Annotated in this window: 26 protein-coding genes and 1 pseudogene; 4 read left to right on the top strand and 23 right to left on the bottom strand. The window is 70.8% G+C overall.

Annotated elements, in window-relative coordinates; all coding sequences use genetic code 11:
• Positions 1 to 88 precede the first annotated feature (88 nt).
• From ACZ6ZR_RS28465 to ACZ6ZR_RS28370, 20 genes are all read right to left on the bottom strand, one after another.
• Positions 89 to 1,312: a hypothetical protein gene (locus tag ACZ6ZR_RS28465; protein ID WP_465647051.1), complete on the bottom strand. Its 1,224-nt coding sequence runs from the start codon at positions 1,310 to 1,312 to the stop codon at positions 89 to 91.
• A 139-nt stretch (positions 1,313 to 1,451) separates the two neighbouring features.
• Positions 1,452 to 1,760 carry a hypothetical protein gene (locus tag ACZ6ZR_RS28460; protein WP_465647049.1) on the bottom strand — a complete coding sequence of 103 codons (309 nt, stop codon included), beginning with the start codon at positions 1,758 to 1,760 and terminating at the stop codon, positions 1,452 to 1,454.
• Positions 1,691 to 1,888 (bottom strand): hypothetical protein, encoded by a 198-nt coding sequence (locus ACZ6ZR_RS28455; protein ID WP_465647047.1) that lies wholly within the window; start codon positions 1,886 to 1,888, stop codon positions 1,691 to 1,693. Before ACZ6ZR_RS28455 ends, ACZ6ZR_RS28460 begins: the two co-directional genes overlap by 70 nt.
• A gap of 41 nt (positions 1,889 to 1,929) precedes the next feature.
• Entirely contained in the window at positions 1,930 to 2,748 is an 819-nt protein-coding gene (locus ACZ6ZR_RS28450) for a peptidoglycan-binding domain-containing protein (protein WP_465647045.1), read from the bottom strand.
• Positions 2,749 to 3,030: 282 nt separating this feature from the next.
• Positions 3,031 to 5,193, bottom strand: coding sequence for a hypothetical protein (locus ACZ6ZR_RS28445; RefSeq protein ID WP_465647043.1), 2,163 nt, complete (start codon positions 5,191 to 5,193; stop codon positions 3,031 to 3,033).
• A gap of 100 nt (positions 5,194 to 5,293) precedes the next feature.
• The gene (locus tag ACZ6ZR_RS28440) at positions 5,294 to 6,373 is read right to left on the bottom strand and encodes a hypothetical protein (RefSeq protein WP_465647042.1); all 1,080 of its coding nucleotides are present in this window, start codon (positions 6,371 to 6,373) and stop codon (positions 5,294 to 5,296) included.
• Positions 6,374 to 6,540: 167 nt separating this feature from the next.
• A complete protein-coding gene (locus ACZ6ZR_RS28435; RefSeq protein ID WP_465647040.1) occupies positions 6,541 to 8,721 on the bottom strand; it encodes a phage tail protein in 2,181 nt (726 codons plus the stop codon).
• Positions 8,722 to 9,395: 674 nt separating this feature from the next.
• Complete coding sequence (locus ACZ6ZR_RS28430) at positions 9,396 to 9,740, bottom strand: phage tail assembly protein (protein ID WP_465647078.1); 345 nt, start codon at positions 9,738 to 9,740, stop codon at positions 9,396 to 9,398.
• 64 nt (positions 9,741 to 9,804) lie between these two features.
• Complete coding sequence (locus ACZ6ZR_RS28425) at positions 9,805 to 10,353, bottom strand: phage tail tube protein (RefSeq protein ID WP_465647038.1); 549 nt, start codon at positions 10,351 to 10,353, stop codon at positions 9,805 to 9,807.
• 5 nt (positions 10,354 to 10,358) lie between these two features.
• Positions 10,359 to 10,793 (bottom strand): phage tail termination protein, encoded by a 435-nt coding sequence (locus ACZ6ZR_RS28420; protein WP_465647036.1) that lies wholly within the window; start codon positions 10,791 to 10,793, stop codon positions 10,359 to 10,361.
• Positions 10,790 to 11,062: a DUF5403 family protein gene (locus ACZ6ZR_RS28415; RefSeq protein WP_465647034.1), complete on the bottom strand. Its 273-nt coding sequence runs from the start codon at positions 11,060 to 11,062 to the stop codon at positions 10,790 to 10,792. The genes ACZ6ZR_RS28420 and ACZ6ZR_RS28415 overlap by 4 nt, the downstream gene beginning before the upstream one ends.
• Complete coding sequence (locus tag ACZ6ZR_RS28410; RefSeq protein ID WP_465647032.1) at positions 11,046 to 11,402, bottom strand: head-tail adaptor protein; 357 nt, start codon at positions 11,400 to 11,402, stop codon at positions 11,046 to 11,048. The genes ACZ6ZR_RS28415 and ACZ6ZR_RS28410 overlap by 17 nt, the downstream gene beginning before the upstream one ends.
• Positions 11,399 to 11,668, bottom strand: a complete 270-nt coding sequence (locus ACZ6ZR_RS28405) for a hypothetical protein (protein WP_465647030.1) — start codon at positions 11,666 to 11,668, stop codon at positions 11,399 to 11,401. Before ACZ6ZR_RS28405 ends, ACZ6ZR_RS28410 begins: the two co-directional genes overlap by 4 nt.
• Positions 11,669 to 11,784: 116 nt before the next feature.
• Positions 11,785 to 12,429, bottom strand: coding sequence for a hypothetical protein (locus ACZ6ZR_RS28400; RefSeq protein WP_465647029.1), 645 nt, complete (start codon positions 12,427 to 12,429; stop codon positions 11,785 to 11,787).
• 317 nt (positions 12,430 to 12,746) lie between these two features.
• Entirely contained in the window at positions 12,747 to 13,178 is a 432-nt protein-coding gene (locus ACZ6ZR_RS28395) for a hypothetical protein (protein ID WP_465647028.1), read from the bottom strand.
• 53 nt (positions 13,179 to 13,231) lie between these two features.
• A complete protein-coding gene (locus tag ACZ6ZR_RS28390; protein ID WP_465647026.1) occupies positions 13,232 to 14,203 on the bottom strand; it encodes a VG15 protein in 972 nt (323 codons plus the stop codon).
• A complete protein-coding gene (locus ACZ6ZR_RS28385) occupies positions 14,200 to 15,525 on the bottom strand; it encodes a phage portal protein (RefSeq protein WP_465647077.1) in 1,326 nt (441 codons plus the stop codon). Before ACZ6ZR_RS28385 ends, ACZ6ZR_RS28390 begins: the two co-directional genes overlap by 4 nt.
• A gap of 81 nt (positions 15,526 to 15,606) precedes the next feature.
• Positions 15,607 to 16,677 (bottom strand): terminase, encoded by a 1,071-nt coding sequence (locus ACZ6ZR_RS28380; RefSeq protein ID WP_465647024.1) that lies wholly within the window; start codon positions 16,675 to 16,677, stop codon positions 15,607 to 15,609.
• The gene (locus ACZ6ZR_RS28375; protein WP_465647022.1) at positions 16,677 to 17,153 is read right to left on the bottom strand and encodes a hypothetical protein; all 477 of its coding nucleotides are present in this window, start codon (positions 17,151 to 17,153) and stop codon (positions 16,677 to 16,679) included. The genes ACZ6ZR_RS28380 and ACZ6ZR_RS28375 overlap by 1 nt, the downstream gene beginning before the upstream one ends.
• A 119-nt stretch (positions 17,154 to 17,272) precedes the next feature.
• Complete coding sequence (locus ACZ6ZR_RS28370; RefSeq protein ID WP_465647020.1) at positions 17,273 to 17,716, bottom strand: phage terminase small subunit; 444 nt, start codon at positions 17,714 to 17,716, stop codon at positions 17,273 to 17,275.
• Positions 17,717 to 17,787: 71 nt separating this feature from the next.
• On the opposite strand from ACZ6ZR_RS28370, the gene ACZ6ZR_RS28365 reads away from it, so the two are divergent.
• The 3 genes from ACZ6ZR_RS28365 to ACZ6ZR_RS28355 all read left to right on the top strand — a co-directional run bounded on the left by ACZ6ZR_RS28365 (position 17,788) and on the right by ACZ6ZR_RS28355 (position 19,392).
• Positions 17,788 to 18,141 (top strand): hypothetical protein, encoded by a 354-nt coding sequence (locus ACZ6ZR_RS28365; protein ID WP_465647018.1) that lies wholly within the window; start codon positions 17,788 to 17,790, stop codon positions 18,139 to 18,141.
• Positions 18,142 to 18,739: 598 nt separating this feature from the next.
• Entirely contained in the window at positions 18,740 to 19,096 is a 357-nt protein-coding gene (locus tag ACZ6ZR_RS28360; protein WP_465647016.1) for a hypothetical protein, read from the top strand.
• Positions 19,093 to 19,392: a hypothetical protein gene (locus ACZ6ZR_RS28355; RefSeq protein WP_465647014.1), complete on the top strand. Its 300-nt coding sequence runs from the start codon at positions 19,093 to 19,095 to the stop codon at positions 19,390 to 19,392. The genes ACZ6ZR_RS28360 and ACZ6ZR_RS28355 overlap by 4 nt, the downstream gene beginning before the upstream one ends.
• Here ACZ6ZR_RS28355 and ACZ6ZR_RS28350 read toward each other — a convergent pair.
• From ACZ6ZR_RS28350 to ACZ6ZR_RS28340, 3 genes are all read right to left on the bottom strand, one after another.
• Positions 19,389 to 19,733, bottom strand: a complete 345-nt coding sequence (locus ACZ6ZR_RS28350) for an HNH endonuclease (protein WP_465647012.1) — start codon at positions 19,731 to 19,733, stop codon at positions 19,389 to 19,391. The genes ACZ6ZR_RS28355 and ACZ6ZR_RS28350 overlap by 4 nt on opposite strands.
• Entirely contained in the window at positions 19,730 to 20,551 is an 822-nt protein-coding gene (locus ACZ6ZR_RS28345; RefSeq protein ID WP_465647010.1) for a class I SAM-dependent methyltransferase, read from the bottom strand. The genes ACZ6ZR_RS28350 and ACZ6ZR_RS28345 overlap by 4 nt, the downstream gene beginning before the upstream one ends.
• A gap of 408 nt (positions 20,552 to 20,959) precedes the next feature.
• Complete coding sequence (locus ACZ6ZR_RS28340; protein WP_465647008.1) at positions 20,960 to 22,738, bottom strand: recombinase family protein; 1,779 nt, start codon at positions 22,736 to 22,738, stop codon at positions 20,960 to 20,962.
• A gap of 87 nt (positions 22,739 to 22,825) precedes the next feature.
• Here ACZ6ZR_RS28340 and ACZ6ZR_RS28335 point away from each other — a divergent pair.
• Positions 22,826 to 24,334: pseudogene (locus ACZ6ZR_RS28335) on the top strand (thiamine pyrophosphate-dependent enzyme); the annotation flags it as partial.
• Positions 24,335 to 24,423: the final 89 nt, after the last annotated feature.

Below are 24,423 nucleotides of genomic sequence, written 5' to 3'. Positions count from 1 at the left end.
CGGGCTCAAGTTCGAGTCCGTGCCTTGGAGTTGGGAACAGAAGGGCCCCGCCTGACCTGGGGTGGTCGGGCGGGGCCGGTTCAGCGGGTTACGGGACGAGGGTGGTGCGGAGAGCGGCGGAGACCCCGTCCACCGCGTCCAGCTCGCTCAAGATGGCCTTGTGGACCTCCGGGGTGACACCCGCCTGGAGTTCGGCGTTCAGCTGCTCCAGCGCCCGGCGGACGGCCATCAGCAGGGCATCGGGGCCGGTCCGCTCAGGGGCCGGGGCGGCGTCCTCGGCCGGGGTGGGGGCGTCCTCGGCGGGCTCCGTGGCGGCCGGGGCGGCCACCGGCTTCGGCTCCTTCTTCGCCGCCCGCAGCTCCCCACCGGTCTGGCGGCTGATGGTCGGGAAGGCGCGGAAGACCAGCTCGGACAACGGCGCGTTGTGCTCGGCGGTCGCGGCAGTGAGCGCCGTGCGGGCGGCCTTGACCGCTTCCTTGTCGCCACCCTCCTTGGCGGCCTTGGCGGCTTCCTGGGCCGCCTCCAGCAGGGGGCCGGTAACGGCCTGGTGCGCCTCGCGCAGGGCCTCGTACCGGTGGGCCTCGGGGCTGTCCTTCGCGTCCAACGCCCGGACGTACTCCGTCAGGACCCGGTCCTGCATCAGGTGCTGGGCGGAGCGCTTGAGGGTGGTGCGCTCCTTGGCGGCATCCTCCGGGCTGAGACCGGACTTCTCTGAGGCCTGGTCGAGAAGGTCCGTGACGGCCTTCCGGTACTGGTCGACGTTGCCGTCCAGGGTGGGGACCCCGTTGTGGATGATCCGGGTCCGCAGCATCAGCATCGAACCGGCCACCGTCACGCCAGCCTTCGCGGAGGCCTTCATCGCGGAGGCAACCTTGGTGACGGCGCCCTTGAACTCCTTCTCCATGCCGTCACCGGCCAGGTAGTCCGTGGTGTCCAGGGCCTTGCGGGCCGCCTCGGCCTCCTCCTTGGCCTTTGCCTCGGCGGCCTCGCGCTCCTGGGTCGTCACCACCGCGTCCGGCGCCGGGGTGATCACTCCGGCCTCCGCCTTCTCCGGGGCCTCCGTGGGCTCGGCGTCGGGGGTGGCCTCGGTGACCTTGGGGGCGGCCTCCTCCGCGTTCTTCCGCACCCAGTTGCCGCAGGTGCGGCACAGGTTGTCCTCCGCCTTCGCCTTCTCCAGCTTCACCGCGCCCCGCTTGTTGCACAGGGTCGAGGTCTCGTTGGACTGGAGCAGGGCGTGCGGGGTGGTGGACTTGCCCCAGGTGCCAACGGTGTAACCGGCGGTGATGGCGTCCAGAACGGTCATGTACTGCATGGCAGTTGCTCCCTTTTCGGTGTCGGCCTCGCCCCTAACCGGCTGGCCTGACATCTCGAAGGTAGCGAGCAAGATCGCGAGCCGTCGAGGGGAGATCCGAGAAAGATCGAATTGCCAACTCACCTCGCCAACCTCGTAGTTACTCTGCTATCGCGTGCGCGCCGGTGGTAGGGGTGGACGCCTGGGCGGTCTTCGCGTCCTCCGTCCGCTGGACCGCCTCACCCGTGCCGAGGACGGCGGCGACCAGGGCGAGAACCAGGGCGGACGGCAGGGCTGGGACGAAGTGCGCCAGCAGGGCCAGCAGGGCCGTGGCGACGGCGTAGAGCCGGGCGGGGTGGGTCTGGATGAACTGGATCAGATGGTCTCCAAGAGGGTTGGTCAGCGGATGAGTTGGGCGAGTGCGGCGAGGCCGGCGGCCACGGTTGCGGCGGGGATCGCGTACCTCCACGCCTCCAGTGTCCTGATGCGCTGCTCGTGGTCGGCCAGCTCGTCACGGACGCTGGCGCTCTGCTCCCCGAGGGAGCGCACGTCCCCGCGCATGCCTACGATCTCGTCGTAGATCTCGCGCGGGGACACGCGGACGCCCAACGAGTCGTCGGGCTCGGTCAGTTGGTCTCCTAGGTGATGGGGGATGCCCAGGTGGCACGCCAGGTCTGCGGGCCGACCAGGCCGTCGACAGCCAGGCCCTTGTCAGCCTGGAAGGCGCGGGCGACCCGCTCGGAGGCGGGGCCGAACTGGCCGTCGACGCTGATCGACCAGCCGCGCTCGCGCATCCGGGCCTGCCAGGTCCGTACGTCCTCGCCCTGGGTGTAGTTACGCAGCGTCCGCCCGGGGAACGGCGGGCCGTTGTCGGGCGGACGGACCGGCGGGGGCGGCGGGTTGGTGCCGGAGCCGGCGGCAGCGAAGAGGGCGCCGGTGTCCAGGTTGCCCGGGTCCCAGTGGTCGTTCCCGGGCACGTTGCAGTGGCCGTAGTGGCCACCGGTGGTGGACCAGGTCCCGGACGGGCGCATGCAGTCACCGCCGTTAGCCGCCAGGCGGACCGGGAAGGTGTCCGGAACGCCCCACGAGCGGATCGCCCGCAGCAGCGCGCGGAAGCGCGGGCCGGGGCGCCAGGTAGCGGTGAAGGGCTGGCTCGCGCGGCCGAGGACCTCGATCTGGATGCACGCGGCGCCAGTGCGGTTGGTGCGGATGTCCGGCGCGTTGGCGAGGGCGCGGGCGGACTGGTCGAGCGGGCCGAACTGGCCGAGACGGTCGGTCGTGGGGTCGTAGAGGAAGTGCGGCTGGTACCGCTCACGGATCAGGTACCCGGCCACGGAGTCGAATGCGGCGTCGCCGGTGCCGCTCTCGGTGGTGTGCCAGACGGCACGGGCCGGGGCGCCGGGGGTATCCGGTGCGCTGCCGATCGAGCCAGGGCCGAGACGTTCGGCCTCGGCCACCCAGATTTCGGGAATGTGCCCCTCCAAGGATCAGGGGCAGATACGGATTTCGTACCTGCCCCTGTCCTCGGAGTGCTCGGGTCTAGTCCGCCCTGGTGACCGTGATCCCAGCCGTTGCGATCACGTCTCCCAGGGCTGCCTCCGGCGAGCCGACCGGCACGGACGGCGGATCGCGCACCAGCAGGTAGCCAGGGAGAAGGCTGGCGATCTGCTGGGCGAGATCGGCGAGTTGGGCGTCGGAGAGGGTGAGCGGCTCCGCGGTCGTCTCGGTCAGGTGGCCTCCTAGGGTGCGTAGGGCGGATCGGGGGTCAGTCCGGTGTCGGTGGGCAGACCCGGCGAAGCGGTGCCCCGCAGGGTGAGGGTTTGGCGGACGGCCCCGCCGGTCGCGGTGATCCGGTTTCCGACGACCCAGGCCAGGGTGTCGAGGGCGGCGCCGGTCGTGTCCACCACCCGGACGACGTCGCCGAGTTGGATGCGGGGGTCGGCAAGGACCTCCACGTCCCCTAGGAGGGGGACGGGGTTGCGCCCTGCGGTCAGCAGGATGGTCGCCAGGGCCAAGGCCGTGCCGCTGTCCTGGATCCATCCGGCGGTGTCATGGTCGAAGACCTGGCGGCCGTAGGCGGCCTGGCTCTGGGTGTTCTGGGCGGTCACCCAGTTGGCCGTCGGACCTTGGCCGCCAGGCAGGGCCGGGGTGGCGACCCAGTAGGAGTAGGTCTCGGTGGTGAGCCTGCGGCAGTACGCGGTGGTAGGCGACCTGTTGGTGAGCGTCATCGTCAGCAGCCCGTCCTCGCGGGTCATCCCCACTTCAACGGCCCCGAGCATGGGGCCGCTGTTGTCCGCGTCGGACGCCGTGATCCTGATGGTGCCTGCGGTCACGGCACCGGGCCCGATGGTGATGGGCGGCAGGGGGTCCAGCTCGTTCTCCCCGACCTCCAGCGCGACGGTCACCGTGCTCCCCGCCGGGATCGTCAGCGTGGCCGCGCTGGTGCGCGACCCCTGCGCCGCCTTGACGGCCGACCAGTTTTGCCAGCCCACCCGGACGTGGTTGCGGCAGGCGTCTATCTCCTCTGTGACGGTCAGCGCGGCCAGCTCCCGGGCGGAGGTGACGGTCAGATCTGAGAACGACGGGGTACCGGCCCAGCGCAGGCTGTTGCGCCAGGAGAACATCCCATCGGGCCCGAACTCGGCCGTCGAGCAGGTCGAGCGGGCGATGGCGGTGATCACGTCCCAGGCGCTGCCGGAGACGACGGGCAGGACGGTGAGCGGGTGGATCGGTGCGTCAAGGCGGGCGGAGCGGGTCCACTGGCCGTCGCGGCTGATGGCAGCACCGGTGGGGATCGCCGCCATCGGGGTCAGCTGGAAGGCCTCCACCGCGAGGTCGCCCAGGACGACCGAGGCGTCCTTGATGGCTCCGGCCGCGAGGGTGAAGCCGGGGAGTACCTGCGGCCCGCACGTGGCCCGCCGACCGGACGGGCCAGTCAGCCGGGCCTCCACCGTGACCGCGCCCGCGTCGGACACGGTCACCCAGAACCCGATGTGCCACCGGCCTGGCTTCTCGGTCATCATCTCCGGCGGCGTCCAGGAGACCTGAGCACCGTTCTCGGGGACGGTGAAGATGTCGGCGCCGGACGCCCAGAGCCGGCGGGCGTTCCAGTCGACGGTGAACGTGGTCCGCTGCTCTGTCCCGTAGTTGCTCCAGTGCAGCTCCATCCTGGCCTGGGCGTACGGGGAACTGCCCGCCGGGCCGGTGGACAGGGTGTCGACGTAGCACTCCAGCCAGTACCCGGAGCCCTTCAAGTAGCGGTTGACACTGCGCCGGGTCGGCACGTACCGGGCGATGGCCCAGGAGTTGGAAGGGCCACGGGCGGCGAGGGTGAACGGCGGGCTGCCGTAGATCCAGTTGTTCCAGCCGCCGGACAGCGTGTACAGGGTGCCGATGTTGGCGGCTGCCCCGCCGTGGTAGCTGACGTACAGGGTGCAGCCGGGCCGGGGCGGCGGGGAGGTGTGGATTCCGGCGTTGCGGAGGAGGTGGTCGACGCACCAGGTCGGGGAGCCGACCCAGTCGGTTCCGGCGAATCCGGAGGCGGCCTGGTCGATGCCCCCGGAGGGGCGCGGGAGTTGGGCGGGCATCCGCAGGCGCTCGGCGCCGTCGAGTGCGGTGACGCTGACGGTGTCGGTGCCGGAGGAAGCGGAGCGGGCGCGGACGCTGCCCCGGAAGGCGGGGAGGGTCTGCCCGCCGATGCCCCAGCGGTGGACGACGGACTGACCGGGCCGGACCATGTCCGCGCTCGCGTGCGGGGCCCATGGCCCGTAGAGACTGGGGGCGCTCATGCCGTCGCGGCCCGCCAGCTCCAGGTCAAGCTGGGTGCTGGAGGCGCCGCTGAACGCGCGCATCGGGCTCGGGAGGTCGGTGGCGTAACTGGAGTCGATCGACCAACTCCGCACCTGAGCAGCGGATTCGACGCCGCCGAGCCGAGTGGAGTGTGCCTCCTGCCGTTCACCGCTTCGCAGGGCTGCCGTCAGAGCGGCATTGGCTGACTGCGTGCTACACCACCTCCACGAGACCCAAGGCCACGTTCCGTTCGGACGGGAAACCGGGCACCGCGCTGACGCTGTACTCGGTGATGCTGATCTTGGCGATGCCCTCGCCGTCACCCGGGACGGGCACGGCGGTGTACCGGGGTGTCAGCTTGAGGGAGCAGGTGCCGACCTTGACGCCCTTGGCCAGTTCCACGCCCCAGGAGACGCCGGGCCTGACGTAGGTTGCCCCTGCCGGAACCACCCCGGTCCCGCCCTCGGTCTGGAATGGCACCAACTGGCCAGTGGACGTGAGGAATTCCAGGATCGGGCGTGAGGTCGGACCGATGCCCGCCAGGGTGGGAGAGCGGGTGAACTGCACGTACTCGCCGGGCTGCACCGGCCAGCCGGGCAGGCCGCCTGGGTGGCGCCAGCGCAGGACGCCGCCGGGGCCGTCTGCCTGGCCCACCACGACGTCCGTCCCCGAGACGGTGATGGCCAGTTCAGGACTGGCCAACCACTGGCTCGCGGGGGCCTGGCCGGCGGCCTGGGCTCCCACCAGCAGTTCAGCGGCAGGCGGCTCGGCGGGTGCGTCCTGCGTTGTTGCCTCCCGTAGGTATGCGGTTCCGATGCTCCAGGTGCCGGTGGCGGCGAAGCGCACGCCGGGGTGGACGAACGCGGCAGCGGACGGGGCCTGACCGATGACGGGGGCGGTGGTCCGGTCTGTGCTGGTGCTGGAGAGGTACGTGCCGTCCCCGCCGTACCAGTTGAGGCGCAACTGGCAGGACCCCGGTGCGAGTGCCCGGGGGTGGAAGGCGATCCGTTGACCTGGCACACACGGGTAGCCCCGCCAGACCGGGTGGTTCCAGTACAACTCCGGCCCCGCCGCAAGATCGCCGGACACTGTGACAGAGGCGGACTGGGTGCTGTCGCCGCCACCGGTCAGCGTGACGCCCGCCGACGCGTACCACTGGGAGGCTGGGCCACGGCCACCGGCTTGGACCGCCATCAGCCAGTTTGCCGACAGCGGGTCGATCAGGGCCAATGGCCCGGGGCTGTCGAGCCGGCGGGCAAGACGGTCCAGCCAGGACCACTCGGACCGCTGCATCCTGGACCACGTCAGCGACCACCGTGCGGGCTGGACGGGGACGGCCCAGGTGGTGACCGCCCCCGAGAGGGCCCGGAACTCGGACACCCCGAGGTCCGGGGTTCGGTCGAACTGCTGCGCCTCGTCCGCGATTTCACGCATGGCGCCAGGGCGTCCGATCCACATACTCACCTCCGGTTGCTCTGACGGTTGCCCAGGGCCACGGCCCTGGCGATCTCCTGCGCGCCGACCTGGACGACGACGTCCCGCGAGGCCAAGCGGTCCACCGCGCCGACGAGTTCAGTCAGGGTGGCGGGTACGAAATTCGTACCTGCCTCCGGCCCGGTGGCCACGACCGCGGAGCCGACCATGAGGGGCAGGCCGGCGGTCACCCCGCCCAGCGCCCGCTCCAGCTCCGGGAGCTGGTCGCGGATGCCGTCCAGGAAGCCGCCCATCACCTGGCGTCCGGCCGGGGTGAGGATGCGACGGTCCTTCGCCGGAGGGCCCTTCCAGTCCGGCAGTGAGTTCGTGAGCTCGGTGAGCTCGCGCTTCACGTCGCGGGCGGCGGAGCGGATGCCGTTCAGCAGGCCCCGGATCAGGTCCTTCCCGGCGTTGACCAGCAGGCCCTCCAAGTTGCCCAGCATGGAGGGGAGTTGCCGGATGAACTGGAGGATGAACTGGCCCAGCTCCGACACCAGCCGGGTGATGGTGTCGCTGGCCCCCCTGACGGCCTGCTTCGCGTACTCCCAGGCCCCGGAGAAGTCGCCGTGAAGGAGGGCGACCAGCATCCGGATCACGGGGACGACCACGTCACGCAGCCATGCGGCCAGCACGTTGGCGCAGACCGCCGCGAGCTTCCCGACTTGGTCGATCAGCGGGATGATCACCGGCATCAGGGCGTTCAGCGCCCTCAGCAGCAGGTCACCGGCTGCGACGATCAGGGGCTGAAGTGCGACCAGCACCTCCCCGCAGGCCTGGCCGATCTTGGCCAGGGACGGGGCCAGGGCGGTGAGCAGGCGAGACGCCAGATCGGCCGCGATTGCGGCCAGCTTGACGCCGGTTTCGACCAAGGGGCCAAGCAGGCCCGGAAGTTGGGCCAGGATGGGCTGTAGGGCGGTCAGCAGTACGCCCGCGAGCTGGGCGAAGAGCTGACCGGCCAGGACCAGCACCGGCCCTAGCCCACCGGCGAGTTGGGCGACGAGCTGGGCCGCAATGGGCAGAACTGCGGCCAGGACGCGGGCCGTCGCCTCGACCGCCGGGAGAAGCGCCTGACCGCACTGCGCCGCCAGCTTCTCCAGGGCGGGGCCCAGAATCGCTGCCGCCTGCTGGGCGGGGCCCGCAAGGGTGCTGACCAGGGCGGACAGCAGCGGGAGCGCGGCCTTGAGGGCGGCGCCCAGGACGCCTGAGACGACGGCGCCGATGGCGGCCAGGGTCTCGAAGAGCGCCTTGAGGGTTGCCTGTGCCTGGGCGGTGCCGGTGAGCTGGGCGACCTTCGCCGTGATCGCGGCGACGACCGACAGCAGTCCTCCACCGGCGGCAGCAGCCGGGCCGAAGACGTTGCCGAGGATCGTGGCGACATTGCCCAGGACGCCGAAGAGCTGGCGGACGAGGGCGACGGCGGCCTCGATGCCGCGCTGCATCGCGCCGGAGGTGAACCCGTGGCCGATCTTCGCGGACAGCCGCTCCAGACCGGCCCCAGCGGATGCGGTGACCTTGTCGAAGGCGGGGCCGGCGGCTGCGGCGAGCTGGACCAGCGCCTGGAGGGCGACGGCGGGCAGCGCCGCCATGTGGGCGAGACCGGCGTTGGCGCCCGCGAGGGCCTTGCCGAACTGGCCGCTCGCCCCCAGGCCGAGGGCAGTGTCCAGGACGCCGTGCCCAACGTCGTTGAGAGCGGCGGCAGTTCCGGTCAGCCCCTCCCGGAGGACGGGCAGGACCCGGCGGGCGGTGTCGGTGAGCGAGCCCGACAGATCCTCGAACAGCCTGGCCTGAACCTGGCGTCGGACCTCGCCCCAGGCCGGACCCAGAGCACGGGCGGCACTGACGAACTCGCGGGCGGGCCCTGGGAGTTTCGCCAGCGCCTCTGCGTCCCCGGAGAGGGCCTCCTTGACGCCGGACAGACCCAGTTTCAGGGTCTGGGTGGCCAGGGCGACGCCGAGCAGGGCCGGGGCGGCGAGGGCGGCAGCCGGGGCCATCGCGGCCAGTCCGGCGCCGAGGGAAGCCAGGCCCGGAACGGCCCCGGCGGTCGCCGCGACGCGCCCGAGCTGGCCGAGCGCACCGACGAGGGGGGCCAGCTTGCGGCTGGTGGGCTGCGCCTCCTGGCCCAGGACCTGGGCGGCAGCGCGGATCTCGTGGAGCTCGGACGCGTCCACCTTGACGCGCGCCGGGACGATGATCGGCGGGGTGAGCGTGCGCAGCTTCTCCCGGATCTCGTCCAGAGCCCCGTCCGCCAGGACGAGGCGGATCGGCAGGCGCAGGGCGCGGGTGATGCGGCCCAGGTCCCGCTCGATCTGGTCCTCGTCCAGGACCGCGCGGATCTTCGTCGAGACGCGCTGCTCTACGCGGTCCAGGTACCGCTGGAGGGATTCCTGGTACCTGCTGGTGTTGGGCAGGACGCGGACGCTCAGGCGCCCTACCTCACGTCCACCGGGTCCGGCCAGTCACTCACCTCCGGTGATCGTCGCGCTGTTCAGTTCAATGGCCAGCGGATGTGCGGCCAGGTCCAGCAACGGGCGTCGGGTGGCACCGTGCTGGGGGGTCTTCACCGGCTCCGGGTCACGCTTCAACCGCCCGCCGTTGACGCGGACGTTGTTGGCATCCGCGTAGCGGACGGCGGTGATCAGGTGGGCGAGGAGGTGGTTCTGGAGAGTCCAGCCCCTGTGTTCCGGCCCGCCCGCCAGGGAGGCGGCGAGGGCGGAGCTGTCGGGCAGGTGCTCGGAGAGCGTCCAGGCCCGGCGGGGGGTGAGGGTGCCGCGCCAGAGGTCGGCCAGGTCGAGGCCGTAGAACCGCTGGAAGTCGGCCCGCAGTGCCCCGCCGTGCTGGTTGATCAGCTCTCCGAGGCTGAGGCTTCCCCCATCTGCGTCGCCTCCTGCCAGGCGGTGACGACGCGGATCGACATGCCCAGCGGCCAGTCCTCCATCTCGGCGGCCAGTACCTGGGGCTGGTCGGCGACCAGGAGCAGCAGGTCGCGGAACTTCGGCGCCAGGTCCTCCAGGTCGTGCTCCGCGGTCGTCTCGTCGCCGATCGCGGACAGCAGGACCCGCGCGGACTTGAGGCCGGCGTCCGGCAGGAGCAACAGGTTGCGCAGGGTCAGGGTGGTGCCGGTGCGGGTGGTCAGCGGCAGGCCGGTGTACTCGGCGGACACCTCGGCCATCAGGTCGGCGCAGGACAGGGCAGTGGTCAGGGGCAGCTCCTCGGGGTCAATGGGTGGGGGCGGGTACGAATTTGGTACCTGGTCAGGTCAGGGCGGCCCACTCGCCGAGGGCGCCGCCGATCAGGGTGCTGCCCAGGAGGGTGCCCTTGATGGGGAAGCTCACGAAGTCATCGGATGCCATCGAGACGGCGTCGGAGCCGAGCAGGGAGACGCGCGGGTGCCAGAGCGGGAGGAAGCGCTTGCCGTCCACCAGAATCAGGAGCAGCGCCCGTACCTGGGGGGTCGGGCTGGCGGGGATGCGGAAGGAGCCGTCGGTCTGGACGGCCTCGGCTCCGGCGCCGAAGTACAGCTTGTAGGTGTCGGCGGTCGCCTGGATGCTCTTGAAGGTGACGGAGTAGGTGACGGCGGGGCTGGTCTGGCGCAGTGCGGAGTTCTGCCACGAGCCCTTCGTCTCGGCGTCGTCGCCGTCACGGCTGAACTCCGGGAGGGCATCGAGGCTGGTGTGGCCGACGCTGGTCCACTTGGCGCCCGGGTTCAGTGGATCGGTGATGGTGGGCTTCGGCTCGTCCGGCGAGGCGGTGTACAGGTAGCCGCCCGCCGGGACGATGACGGCGGTGTCGGAAATCGGCAAGTGGCCTACTCCTTGGTGATGGTGGTGGGCGGGTGCGGGCGGGTCGTGATCCGGTAGGTGGCCTGGAACCGGTGCAGGTCCGGCCCGGCGGACGGGTTGCCCGTGCGCAGCTCGGCGGGGCCGCTGACGTCCTGCCCGGTGCTCAGGTAGCCGTCCGCACCGGCGAACTGGTCGCGGCAGGCGGTCAGGAGGACGGTGCGGGCGGTGCGGGCGAGGGCTGAGGCTGCGGTGCGGGTGGTGGCCGCGCACTGGACGTCGATGAGGGCGGAGTCGATGCCACCGGGTGAGCCGGCGGAGCCGCCGACACGGCGGGCGGTGACGAGTGGCAGGTGCCGGTCCCAGTCGGTCGGCCACAGCACCCGCACCGTCACACCGGTTCCAAGGCCCTTGCGCAAAGCGCCGGTTACGAGGGCGTCGGCGTCGGGGAGGACGGGGATCACAGGGCCTCCTCGATGAGGTGGAGGCCGGGGACCCAGGTGCCATCGGGGCTCTGGTGGCCGTAGTTGATGGCCAGGATCGCCGGGTCGGCGATGGACACGGTGGAGTCCGGGCCATCGACCGTGACGTCCAGGGAGGTGGCGAGGTCTCCGGTGTCGGTGTGGTGGGCGACGGCGGCGCGGACCCGGGCGGCCCGCTCCTCCAGCTCCTGGCGGACGGCCCGGCGGACGCCGGGGAGGTGGGCGACGATCGCGTTAGCGTTCGGCTTCACCGTGGCCAGCGGCGCCACCTCCCCGGGTCCTGATCAGTGCGCTGTCGTAGTTGGTGCGGCGTGTGCCCCGGAAGCGGCGCGGGTGGCCGATGACGGCCCAGACCACGCCGTCCCACTCCACCCGGGCCCAGGGTCCTGCGGGCAGGTGACGGGCCGTCACCCAGTAGTCGGCAGTGGCCAGCAGGCCCTCCGCAGGGGATTCCGCGGTCGTTGCCGGGCGGACGGAGGCCCGCACCGTGACCGGGCGTCCCGGGGCGGGGGTGGTGCCGCCGTACCCGTCGTCCGTGTCCACCAGCGGGTAGACCACGACGAGTTCGCCGCCTTGGTCGAGCAGGCTCACAGGCTGCCGCCGATCCCGGCGACGGGCACGGAGTAGACGCCGGTGGACACCCCGCTGGCGGCCCGCACGAGCCGGATCTCACTGGACGTCAGGTCGACGCCAAGCGGGTTGGAGGCGGGCAGTTGGTAGGAGTAGGCGCCCTGCATCTCCATCCGGTAGCCCTCCGGGCTGCGCACCCGGCGCTCGGCGGCTGCGAGGGTGACGGAGCGGGCGATGTCGGGGGCGGTGGCAGGGTCTGGCCAGGGCAGGCCGTAGGCCCGGACCACGGCGGAGGCGTCCGCCAGGGCTGCCTCCGCCTGGGCCAGGTCCGGGCCCTCGGGGGTGTAGCCGAGCCGGCGGGCCAGCTCGGCCAGCGAGGCGAGGGGCTGGGTCAGCCAGCCCCCTACGGGGCGGCGGGGAGCGTCAGCTTGACCGCCCGCAGCAGCTTCGGCGCACCCTTGCCGTCCACCTTGTCGAGCATGGTGTTGAACCCGGCGTAGATGTTCACCACCGAGCGGTCACGGAGCTTCGCCGAGTCGTAGTCCTTGATCCACCGCATCGACAGCCCGTTGTACGACTGGGAGGCGCCGAACGCGGCACCGCCAGGGATCGCCGGAGCGCGGGTGGCCAGGACGAAGGCGGACGGCACGAAGGCGTACGCGGCCTTCGGGTCGATGACGGTGGAGGTGACGACGTTGAACCCGGCGAGGCGGCCCAGGGTGGCCTCCGTCAGCGCGGCGTCGGACCCGGACTGGTCGACCTTGCTGATCCGCTCGGACTTCAGGAGGTTGGTCTCCACGTCGGACCCGACGAGCAGCGTGCGGTCCTTGAACGGGACGTGCTGCTTGTTCAGCACGGCGCGGGCCTCCAGGACACCGGCCCACGGGTCCTTCCCGTCCAGGGTGACGGTGTTGGTGTACGGGGCGCCCTCGATGAGGGAGGCGACGCCGGTGTCGATGGCGCGGGCGACGGCACCGACCTGCGGGGCGAGGACCTGCGCGCCGAAGTCCTTGATGTCCAGGGTCAGTTCCTCATCCGTGATCTGCACGGCGGAGTAAATGTCCTTGTTGAGGCTGACGTTGACGCCGTCCTCCTGGATCGTGTCCAGGACGATGTCCGCCGGGTTGGCCGCGCGCCACGCCTGCTCGCGGGCTTCCAGCCGGGCAGGGACGCGGATGGTGACGGTGTCGTTCTTGGTGCCGGTGAAGTCGAAGCCGCCGTTGGTCCAGACGAGGCGGCTGAGGATGAGGTCGCGCTCAAGGAGGCCGAGCGCGGTGGCGGCGATGGTCTCCGCCTTGAGGAACTGGTTGGGCAGGTTCTTACCTTTCGGCAGGTACGAATTTGGTATCCGCTAGGCGGAGTTGGTCAGGCGCGGGAGCGGGTGACCAGGGCGGCGAGGGCGGCCGGGTCGGTCGGGGTGGCGGGTGCTCCGGGGGTGAGGCCGCCGGTGCCCAGGGTGGTGGTGCGGGTGTGGAACGCCTGGGCCAGCTCCTTGGCGTGCGTGTCCCGTTCGGCCTCGTCCGCGCCGCTGATCAGGGCGGCGAAGACGGCGGGCAGGTTGTAGGCACGGCCCAGGCGCTCGCGGTGAAGCTCGCCCTCCAGGGCGGTGATGCGGACGGTGGCCGCCTCGTGCTCCTCCGGGGTGGTCGCGGCTGCCAGCGCCGTCTGGACCTCGGCCAGGCGGGTGGTGGTGGCGCGGGCGTCGGCGAGGGCAGCCTGGGCCCACTCCGGGAGGGCGGACTCGTCCTGCTCCGTGGTGCCGGTCGGCTCGGTGGCCGGGGGCTGCTCGGACGGCACCGCCGGGGTGGGGACGGCGGGGGTCTCGGCCGGGGTCTCCGGGGTCTGCTCGGTCAGCGGTTCTCCTTGTTCGTGGTGGTGATGTGCTGGCGCCAGGCGGCCAGCGCGGCGGGACCCTTGAGGCCCTTGGTGACGGTCTTCCACTCCTGCGCGTACCGCTCGGTCGCCGGGGATGCGGCCTCGGTGCGGCTGTAGACCGGGCGGATCTGGCAGTGGCACATCGGGTGGTACTTCTCCAGGTCCTCCGGGTCCGTCGGCAGGCCGTCGGCGGAGTTCCGCAGGACGGCGGCGTCCCGGCTCTTATAGACGGCGCCCCGGCTGGCGAGCATCGCGCACCAGGAGCACGGGCGTTCGTCGGGGACGCGGGCCCAGCCCAGGACGCGGGCGTCCCGGCGGGTGGTGGCGGCCAGGAACTCCCGTCCTCCGCGCAGGGCTTCACGGTCGGCGGAGCCGGCGGCGGACAGACCAGCGGTCGCGGCGGCGTCGCTCAGGGCGGACACGTAGCCGTGACCGTCCACCCAACCGGCCGCCAGGTCGGCGTCCAGGCGCGCGGTGGCCTGCTGGACCCGGACCGGGCCGGTCACGGCGAGGGCGGTTCGCGCGGCGGCGTCCTGGGCGTCCTCGTCCGGCTCGGGCCAGTCGAAGAGGCTGAGCTGGACGGGCCGCTGGTCGGTCAGGTGGTTCTCCTCGGGGGTGATCAGCCCGTCCACCGCCTGCATCCACCCGGCGCGCAGGTCACCCAGGAGGACGGAGCCGGAGGCGTACCCGCCGTAACGGGGCGGGACGGTGGTGCCAGTGGCCAGGGCCCGGTGGAGCCGGTAGTACGCGGTACTGACCTGCCGGGACCGTTCCCGGTCACGGCGGACCAGGGCCAGGACGGCGGACAGCCAACCAGCCCCGGTGGCAGTCAGGTTGGACGGATTGACGGACTGCCAGGCAGCGAGGGCCCCGGCGGCGGTGGCGGAACCGAGGCGGGCCTGGGCCAGCCGGTGCTCCTCCACCAGCGCCAGGACGGCCCGGCTCACGCGGTGGCCTTGGCGAGGGAATCGGCCAGGCGGTTGGCCGGGTCGTCCTCCGCCGCAGTCTGCGCCCACTCCTCCACGTCCGTCGCACTGACACCCGGGATGCGGGGCCACAGCGCGCGGGGCGGAACGCGGAGCATCTGCGCGGCCTTGCCGAGGGCGTCAACGGTCTGGGAGAGCGAGCGGGACTCGGCGTCCCGCCAGGTCACCTGGGCGGCCGGGTCCGGCACCGCTCCGGCGATCTGGGAGCACAGGGCCAGCACCAGCTCCCAGGACTCCCCGAAGGCCCGCTTGACCTCCTCGATCGCCCGGAACATCGAGGCCTCGGCGGCCTTCAGGCCCTCCGCGCTCATGTTGGCCAGGAGGGTGGCGAGGAGGTTGTGCCCGGGGATCTGGGAGACGGCGGCCAGGCTGCGGACCCCGGCCTCCAGGGCCTCCAGGTGCCCGCCCATCGGGGTCTCGTCGAGCTGCCCGAACTTCGTGTCCGGGTCGGGGGCGACGAGGAATCGGGACACGTCGGCCTGAATCGGGACGACCTTCGGCCTACCGGTCGTCTGGTCCACCACCGGCTCGCCCGTCTCGGGGTCGCGGACGAGCTCCGGGACGAGGCCGGCGATCGTCCTCACCTTGAAGGCGCCGAAGCTCTGCACGACCAGTTGGTCGAAGCTGGTCTGGTTGATCCGGTCCTGGAGGGTGATGACCGGCTCCACCACGCCGGTGACGCGGCCCTCCAGGTCGATCTCCGGGGCGAAGCGGACGACGGGGCAGACGCCAAGGTTGTGCCCGGTGAAGGACAGCACCTTGGTGCCGTCACTGCCCCCGATGCTCAATTCCGTGACCCCGGTGGCGTCGTAGAACCAGCCCCGCGCGGCCTCGTCCGCGCTGGTCGGCACCGAGTCCACCCGCAGTGCCCAGACGGGCAGGGCGTCCGCCGCCGGGTCCTCGTAGAAGGCGATCATCCGGCGGGGCGATACGCCCCGGACGCGGGCCTGGCCTGGCACGGCCGGGTCCGGCAGGACGGTGACGAAGGACTGCCCGAAGGTCAGGGCAGCACGGTGGATCGCGGCCTGACGGCCGTCGAGCCGGTTGTGCTGCCACGCCGCCCACTCCGCCGGGGCAGTCCCCGCCGGGGTACCGGTGCGCCGGTAGCCCTCCACCGAGAGCGTCTGCGCCATCGCCTTGACCACCAGCGGCAGCCAGTTGGAGACGGCGCGCTTGGCCAGGAGCTTGTACTCCTCGGTGGCCTGGCGCGGCACGTACGGGCCGTCGTGCTCACCCCGGATGTACCGGTCAATGCGGTCGAGGCGGACGAGGTCACCGCGCAGGGCGGCCAGGCCGGTCTCTGCGGCCGTCTCGGGGACGACCGCGGATTCGGGATTGCTCAGTCAACTCCCTTGCGGTGCTGGTCAGAAGAAGTAAACGGCGCCGGTGCGCTCGCTCTTGCGGGTCTTGCCGGACTCCAACAGGCGGTGCCGGGCGAGGTCCGCCAGCAGCGTGGCGGCGTAGCCGTCGACCTTCCGGCCGGACTCCCGCGACGCCTTCCCGAAGGACAGGCCCCAGCGGTTCGGCCTGCGCCGGGTGTTCAGCACGTGGCGGCGCAGGGTGGCCGCGAGCGGGGAGCCGGCGGGGCCGTGCCGAACGGTGCCAGACTCGATCGCCGACACCAGCCGCTCATTCGCGGCGGTCAGCTCCTGGAGCCCGCCGCGCATGTCCCGGCCGACGGCGGACTGGGTGCTGGCCCGGATGACCAGCTGCTCCCGGTAGTCCTCCGACCAGGCGTCCACGTAGGACTCCCACAGCGCGACGTCGGCGAAGAAGGCGGCAACCCGGTACGTCGCAAGGGCGTTGCGGACCGCACCGTCCACGGCCTGGCGGTCGACCTCCCAACCGTCACCGGCCGGACCGTCGGGGGCCTCCCAGATACCGAGGGGGACGATTAGGCGGTCGCGGACGCGGACCGCGCACAGGGCCGTGGCGTCGTCAGTCCGGCCTCCGTCGAACCCCAACGTGACCTCGTCGCCCGGCTCCAGGGCCTCCTCGGTGGCGAGGCGGTCCCAGTCGTCCGGTGAGATCAGCTGGTCCTCGGCGGTGACCAACTGGTTGAGGAACATCCGCTGGGAGCGGCTGCGCGGCATGTGGCCGCTGTAGATCGTGGAGATGATCCAGTCGATGTCGAGCCAGTCGGAGTCACCCCGGGCGGCGATGATCCCGGCCCGGAGCTGCTCCGGGTCGGACATGTCCACCGGCGGGGACTCCACCGAGTCGTAGTAGAGGCCGGAGTCCCGGGCCTTGCCCTCGGCGATCTTCGACCAGGCGTGCCAGGTACGTTCGGCCACCGAGTCCTCGCCCGGCTGGGGCGCGTTGGTGATCTCCAGCGTCCGGGCGCCACCGCCACGGCTCTTGCCGACGTTGCCCGCAATGGTCATCGCCATCTCGTGGCCGCCGTTGGACGAGACCCAGTGATGGGTCTCGTTCATCAGAACGAATGTGGCCCGGGTGGTCGGCCGCCCTCCAGCGAACGGGGGGAGCTGGTGACGGCCTCAATCACCCCACCCCGTCGGGAGTAGATGACTTCCTTGCCGAGGTCCAGCCCGTACTCCGCGATGGCCTTCGGCGAGAGCATCGCCGGGAACAGCCGCATCGTGTTGCGGGTCTGGTCCTTGGAGACGGCGGCGATCTGAACCCAGGGCGCGGAGTGGGGGACAGCCAGGGGCGTGCCGTCGGGGCGCCAGCCGCCGAAGCGGCACGGGCCCATCATCTCGACGGCGGAGAGGGCCGCGCCGAAGGGGTCCTTGCCGTGGCCCTTGAGCCGGCGGACGGTGCCCTGGCGGTGGACGAAGGCACCGCGGTCGTCGATCTCGTACCAGCGGAGGACGACCCGGGCTTGCTCACCGGTCAGGCGGAACGGCTTGCCCGCATCCGGGCCGTCGGGCTGGAGGAGGTAGCGGCCCATCCAGTCCAGGACAGCCCAGCCGAGGGTGCGGGAGGGCGGCGGGACGGTGTCCGGCCACGTACGGACCGGGGTGAGATCGAGCAGTCAACTCCCCTCGGCAGGTACGAAATTGGTATCCGCTAGCCGCTCTCGGCGGAGTCGGCGGCCTGGCGGTAGTGCTCCATCAGCACCAGGTGCGCGGCCTCCGCCGGGTCCTCGTCCGCCCCGGCCCGCTCCAGCTCCACCCGCGCCCGTCGCCGGGCTCCCTCGGTGGTCAGCAGGTCACCCATGCCGGACAGCACGGTCTGGAACAACTGGGCTGAGAACCGGGCACCTTGGGCCAGGTTCCGACTCATCGCCTCGGCGACGTACACGGCGGTGGCCCAGTCGGACGCCTCGTAGAACTGCGCCTGGCCGGACTCCATCAGGGAGTTGAACCAGCGGCCGGCGATCGGGTGCCACTCCGGGTCGGGCTCCGGGACTGCCGGGGCAGCCCCGGCCGGTGCGGTCACTGGCGTCGGGCCGTCCGGGTCCTTGTTGCGGCGGCGCCGCTGGGAGGACCGTTTGGGCACGGGTCCGGGCACGGGCACCTCCTCGGGGGTATCAGTCGCATAAGCATCTACCGGAGCGGACCGATGGACCCTAATCTGATGCCATGTCAGAAAGCACCGGCCCCTCGGAGGGCGAGAGCACTCCGACTGGCGCCGACCACGACGCCAGGGACGAGACCCTGACCATCGGCGGTGATCCTCGGAAGCAGGGCGCTGTCATTAGCCGCGTAATCGCTGCCGGCGCCATCGCGGTCGGCGACATCGCGGGTGTGGTTACGGCAGTAGGAACTGCCGCCACTGCGGTAGGAGTGGTCGCGCAGGCGAAGATCGCAGCACGGGCCGAGGTCCGAAAGGCTGAGATCGAAGCCGAGACCCGCCGCTTGGAGATCACGGAGGCGACGAGGCGCGAGCAGATGCGGCAGCAGATCGAGCCCCCGGCCCCGGATGTCACAGGCTGAGAATTTCCGGTGGGCGGTTAGACCGGCTTCACGGCCCTGGAACTCGTACAGGCAGCGAGATGCTATACGCCTGCGGGGGCCGAGAGGGCGCTTAGGGGGTCACCCCCCACCCCCCTGGGCAGGCTGGTGGACGAACGGACCGAGCAGGCCACGAGGCAGGCCCTGGCGGGCGCCTGGGGCCCCGGCCACGGACGGTTCAGAGGTCACCAGGGTGACGGGCCCCTGGGCGGGCACGGGCGGGGCGGGGGACGGCAGCACGTGCGGCTGCTGCCTCTGCTGCGGTCTTCCGCCTGTGGTGCCAGCGGCACAGCGCCTGCAAGTTGGTCAGGCTGTGGTCCGCGCCGGGGATGATGTGGTCCACGTCCGTGGCCGCCTCCGTACACCGGCCACCGTCCAGCAGGACAGCCACGCAACGGTGCTGATCCCGCGTCAGGACGGTACGGCGACGGCGGCGCCAGTCCGGCGGAAGCTCCGCCCGGCGGTTGCTTGAAGACCAGGGCAGGGCGTCCTCCAGTCAATGGCCGCCTCATGTGAAGCACGTGCAGGCCATACGAAGCGGGCGGATACTTAGATCGCGAGCGCGATTGAGGGAATTGCTATGGCGCGACTAAAGCTTGACCGTGAGTCGGGGCTCGCCATTGCTGGAGCAGTGATGTTGGGGTCAGCTTTGGCGGGATTCTTTCTCGGCCTGGATAGCATAATTGTGGGGGCGCTATTGCCCCTTGGGGTTCTACTGCTAATTCTCTGGTATTTCGGGCCGCGAATGGAAGGAAAGCAAGGCCTGCCGGGAATTGCTCAACTCAACCTGGCGCAGGTCGCTAGTTCGATCCAGGAGGCCGAGAAGCAAATCGAAGCTGGCATGACAGTTCCATTTGAGCAAATAGAGGGCCAGCTTGCAGGCGAGATTGACCCCGTTGAAGGCCAGTTCGCAGGCGGGACGGGAGGATCTCAGTGAGCGAACGCAAGGTGATCGTCACAAAGTTGGCGGCCGATAAGATTAGAAAACTCTCCGGGCGGGACAAGAGGCTGATCCTGGATGTGGTAGTCAGGGGAGTTAAGGACTTGGATTCGGGGACTGAGTTCGAAGATAGTCACGAGATCGTAGGTACTAAGTATGTAGCCCTGAGTGCAGGGGATGAGGTAGCACTAATCCGTCCCATGGATTCATCGGAACGGGAGAAGTTTGATATCACGGCCTCCACTGGGTACGTCGTAGCTGATGTGCTGCGGACGAAGAAGGGCCATCACTAGAACGCTGCGCCCTCGTACCCCATGTCCCGCCGGGTCTTCGCCCGGTGGCAGCCCTTGCAAAGAACCTGCACGTTGTCCGCCGTGTCCGTCCCGCCCCGGGAGATGGGGACGATGTGGTCCACCTCCAGCGCGGACGCCAGGTAGTCCACCGTGCAGCCCGCGCAGGTGCCGAAGCCGGCGGCGCGGAGGGTGCGGCGGACGGACCGGGCGGCGTCATGGCCCATGGCGACGGTGCGCCAACGGGCGGAGCGGGCTGACTGGTTGACGAAGATCCCGTGGTGCTTGGAGCACCGGCCACGACGGACGGCACGGGCCGGGCAGTCGAGACACGCTCGCTTCACTCCGCACCACCTCCGGTGATCGCCTGCGTCGCCCGCTTCGGATCACCCTTCACGAAGGTGAGGACGTACTGGTGGACGCGCCCCATCTTTCGGCTCGCCCGCCACTGGTTCGGCAGCCGCATCGGCGCCGTACCAAGGCTGTTCAGCAGGACCGCGTCGTTATAGAACCGGGCCCCCGCCGCCTCGTGCGCGGCGATGGTCAGGGGGACGAGGCCGCGCAGGCGGCCGGTGCTGCCTCGGACCTCACCGACGACCCAGGTGCTGAACCTGTCGTCTGCCAGGCAGCGGACGGACTCACGGACGACCGCGGAGTAGGCGTCGGTGAAGTCGGCCCAGGTCATGTTCGACAGGTCCGCCGGGTCCGCCGAGTACCGCTCCAGCGAGTGGTAGGGCGGGCAGGTGAACACGTAGTCCGCGCTCCCGTCCGCCATGCCGGGCAGGGCGTCGCGGGCGTCACCGGTCACCCAGTGCGGGTGGGCGGTGAGGAGCTGGCGGTTGTGCCAGTCCTCGGCGGCGTCACGGTTGACCGCCACCTGGCCGGGGCTGAGGTCTACGCCGGTATACCGGTAGCCGCCGTTCCCGGCGACGAGGCCACGGACGGCGCCACCGGCGAAGGGGTCGAGGACCCGGCCGCCCGGTGGGCAGAACCAGTGGTACGACGCCTCGGCCAGGACGGGGTCGAAGACGGAAGCCCCGGCCTTGAAGCCCTTGTTGCCGTAGTTGTCCTCCAGGCCGATGGTGTTCAGGTGCTCCCGGCCCTCGTCGGCGCCGACGCCCAGCTCCCGCCACATCCGGCGCCGGTTGATCCACGGGCCCATGTCGGACCGGAGGACGGAGAACGGGGTGATGCCCGGTGTGGGGCCGTAGGTCGTGGTGCTCGTAGCTGCCCCCTCGGGTACGAAATTCGTATCTGCCGTGCCCGCCCCCGGAGTCGAACCGGGGGTGTACCTGCGCGGGCTGGACGCCCGGGGTAGTGGTCACCGGGCTAGCGGGGCCGGGCAGTTGCTGCCGGGGCTCGCACAGGCTTTAGAGAGCAGACGTAGAGCGGAGGGTGGTGCGTGCAGAAGTGTAGGTTCGAAGGGTCCCCCTGGTTTAGCTCTATAGGTATTAGGTGTTTACCGGGGAAGAGGTCAGAACCGACACAACTACACGGTTGGTCAGTGCCAACGCAGAACGGCCCGACCCTGGAAGACCCAGGGTCGGGCCGTTGATCATCTGACGAGCCGTCAGGCAGCGAGTGCCGCCTTCTGCTGGGCTAGCTTTCGCAGTCGCGTTCGTTCGGCCGCCTCCACCGCCGCCTCCCGCATGCCAGGCGTCGGCTGGCTAAGCCAACTGATCCGCAGACGCTCCTCAATCGGTGTCCGGTCGCCCTGGCCGTACGGCACGGTCATGGTCAGGTGCGCCGAGGCGGCCTGTAGTAGGGCCCTACGGCCGTCTATGTCTGCGTCCCCCCACAGTGCCGCCAGGTTCTCCGCCTCCGCCAATGGCGACAGGTCGTCTTGGGCGGCCAGGCACTCAAGCGTCGCAGTCAAGTCGAGGACCTGGGCATCCAACTGCCCCGCCAGCTCGTCGTACACCTCCTCCGCCATGCCGCCGGTCACGTAGAACCGGGTGTCCAGCTTCTTTCGCCGGTCCTGTGCCGCTCGGATTCCGGCCGCCAGCTTCTCGCGGCGGGCAATGTCCTCGGCGTTCTGCATGAAGCCGAGGAAGCGGCGGGCGATCTCATGGATCGTGGGTGACGTCGGCGGCAGTGCCTGCACGTGGTTGATCCAGGCAGTCTCGACTGCGGCGGTGACACGGTCCGTCTTCGTGACGATCCCCACGCAGATTTCCACCCCGAAGTCCACGCGGGTCTTGCAGCGCAGCGTGCGCCCCTGGTTTTCCATGGGCCCAGCGCAACGGGGGCACCGGAGGATGCTCGACAACAGGCAGGTGCGCTGGCGTTGGCCGCGCCCATGCCCCTGGCCGGTGGGGTTTCGGGTCCGCGCCCGGATGTTCTCCTGGATCGTCACCCACTCCGCGTAGGTGACGACCCCCTCGCCGCACGTGATGGGGAGGCCGTCCTCCCCGATCATCGGGGTGGCCCGCCCGTACTTACCCGTGGGGTTTCCGTGTTCGTCGAGGATGGGGTGGGCCTCCGCCACCAATCCCGCCCAGGTGGGTGACCGGGCGAGGAGGACGATGGCATCTTCGGTCCAGGGGCGCCCGTTGCGTCGGACGATCCCATCAGCCGTCAGCGCGGCGACGATTTTGGACGGCAGGACGTTCTCGTAGAGCATGACGCCGATCCGCCGGGACGGGGCGTACTCGCATTCACGGGGTGCGATCTTGCGGGCACCCTTGACGCCGGTCCCCATGGTCCCGAAGGGGAAGGTGCCCCCGGTGAAGCTGCCCCCGATCTTGTGCTCGTCCTTCGTACTCTTGACGCGCAGTGAGATGTCCTTCGCTTCCTCGCGCGCCCGCTCCGACAGGATGGCGAACAGCATTCGGCCGCCCTTGCGAGAGTCCACCCCCTCGGTCACGCTGACGACGCCGGCTCCACGCCTGTCGAAGGCGTCCAAGAGGAGTCCGACCTTGCCCATGCCTTCGCGGGAGAGTCGGTCCGTTTTCCACACGTACAACGTGGTGGACTGGCCGGTGAGCACCGCATCGCAGGCGCTGTCGAACTCGGTGCGGCGGACCCATGCCTTGGAAGCTGACTTCTGTTCAAACCAGACGCGGCGGATCTGCACTTCGTCCCGCTCGGCCCTGAAAGCGATGTCCTTGACCTGCCGTCGAAGCGACGCGAGGTCGTCTTGCGCCTGGCTACGGCGGACGTATCCCTCGGCCAGGCGGGAAGGGGGTGCGTCCGGGAGGTCCCAGAGACCTAGCTTGCGGAGTTCCTCCTCCCCGAACCCGAGGGCGAACAGAACTGCTCGGTCCTTACGGATGGTTGGGTCATTCAGCGGTTCGAGGCCGACAGCAGCGGAAAGGCGCGCGGGCGGCAGTAGTACAGCAACGGTCATTTGTAGCCCCTGGTCAGATCCGATCTCTGCCGTCCTGGGAGCGCCTGCGTCATGCGCCCCAGGGGATAGAGACATGCGGTCCTGACGGGGAATGTGCACCTCATGCAGGGCTTGTACGACGCCCACCGCTCCGGCCTCCCGGTGCTGGCGCTGGCCTCGCACATCCCGTCGTCGCAGATCGGCACCGGCTTCTTCCAGGAGACCCACCCGGAGCGGGTGTTCACCGATTGCAGCGCCTGGTGCGAGTTGGTCTCCAGCCCGGCCCAGCTGCCCCGGCTGCTCCGGGTCGGCATCCAGCACGCCCTCGGCTCGCCCGGCGTCTCGGTACTGGTCTTCCCCGGCGACGTCGCCGCCCTCCCCGCCGCCCACCCCACCGGCACCGGCCACTACCTGACCGAGCGGGCGGTGGCCGCCCCGCCCTGGTCCCAGGTGCAGGAACTGGCCCGGATGCTGAACCGGGCCGAGAAGGTGGCCGTGTTCGCCGGGGCGGGCGTACGGGACGCCCACGCCGAGGTGATGGAGCTGGCCGCGACGGTGCTGGCCCCGGTCGGGCACTCGCTGCGCGGCAAGGAGTGGATCCAGTACGACAACCCGTACGACGTCGGCATGAGCGGCCTGCTCGGCTACGGCGCCTGCCACCAGGCCCTGCACGAGGCCGACTTGGTGCTGCTGCTCGGCACCGACTTCCCGTACGACTCCTTCCTGCCGGGCCGCAACACCGTCCAGGTCGACCACGACGCCACCCGGCTCGGCCGCCGCACCCCGCTCGACCTGGCGGTGCACGGGGACGTGGCGGCCACCCTGCGGGCGGTGCTCCCGCTGCTGGAGCAGAAGAAGGACCGGAGCTTCCTGGACGACCTGCTGGACCGGCACTGCAAGGCGCTGGAGGAGGTGGTCGGGGCCTACACCAAGAAGATCGAGAAGCAGGTGCCGATCCACCCCGAGTACGTCGCCTCGGTGCTGGACGAACTCGCCGACGAGGACGCCGTGTTCACCGTGGACACCGGCATGAACAACGTCTGGGCGGCCCGGTACCTGAGCCCCAACGGACGGCGGCGGGTGATCGGGTCCTTCCTGCACGGCTCGATGGCGAACGCGCTGCCGCACGCGATCGGCGCCCAACTCGCCGCCCCGGGGCGGCAGGTGGTCTCGATGTCGGGGGACGGCGGGATCGGCATGCTGCTCGGAGAACTGCTGACGCTGGCGAAGTACCGGCTGCCGGTGAAGACGGTGGTGTTCAACAACGGGGCGCTCGGCATGATCAAGCTGGAGATGCTGGTCAGCGGCTACCCCGAGACCGAGACCGACAACGGCGACGTCGACTACGCGGCGCTCGCCCGCGCGGCGGGCCTGCAGGCCATGCGGGTCACCGACCCCGCCAAGGTCCGCGAGGTCCTCGCCGAAGCCCTCTCCCGCCCCGGCCCCGTCCTGGTCGACGTCGTCACCGACCCCAACGCCCTCTCCATCCCGCCCCACATCACCGCCGCCCAACTCAAGGGCTTCGCCCTCGCCGCCGGCAAGACCGTCCTCTCGGGCGGCGTCGGCCGGATGATCGACCTGGCAAGGAGCAACCTCCGCAACATCCCGCGCCCGTAATACGCCCGGTAGGGCAGCGACCCGAGGGCGCGAGGAACTGCGCGAGTACGGAAGGCGGCCCAGCGTTGGATCGGGGCAGGCGAGCCACT

Source organism: Kitasatospora sp. NPDC088742 (genome assembly GCF_055584905.1).
Note: the sequence above shows the minus strand (reverse complement) of the source record. Positions and strands in the feature narration are given on the sequence as shown.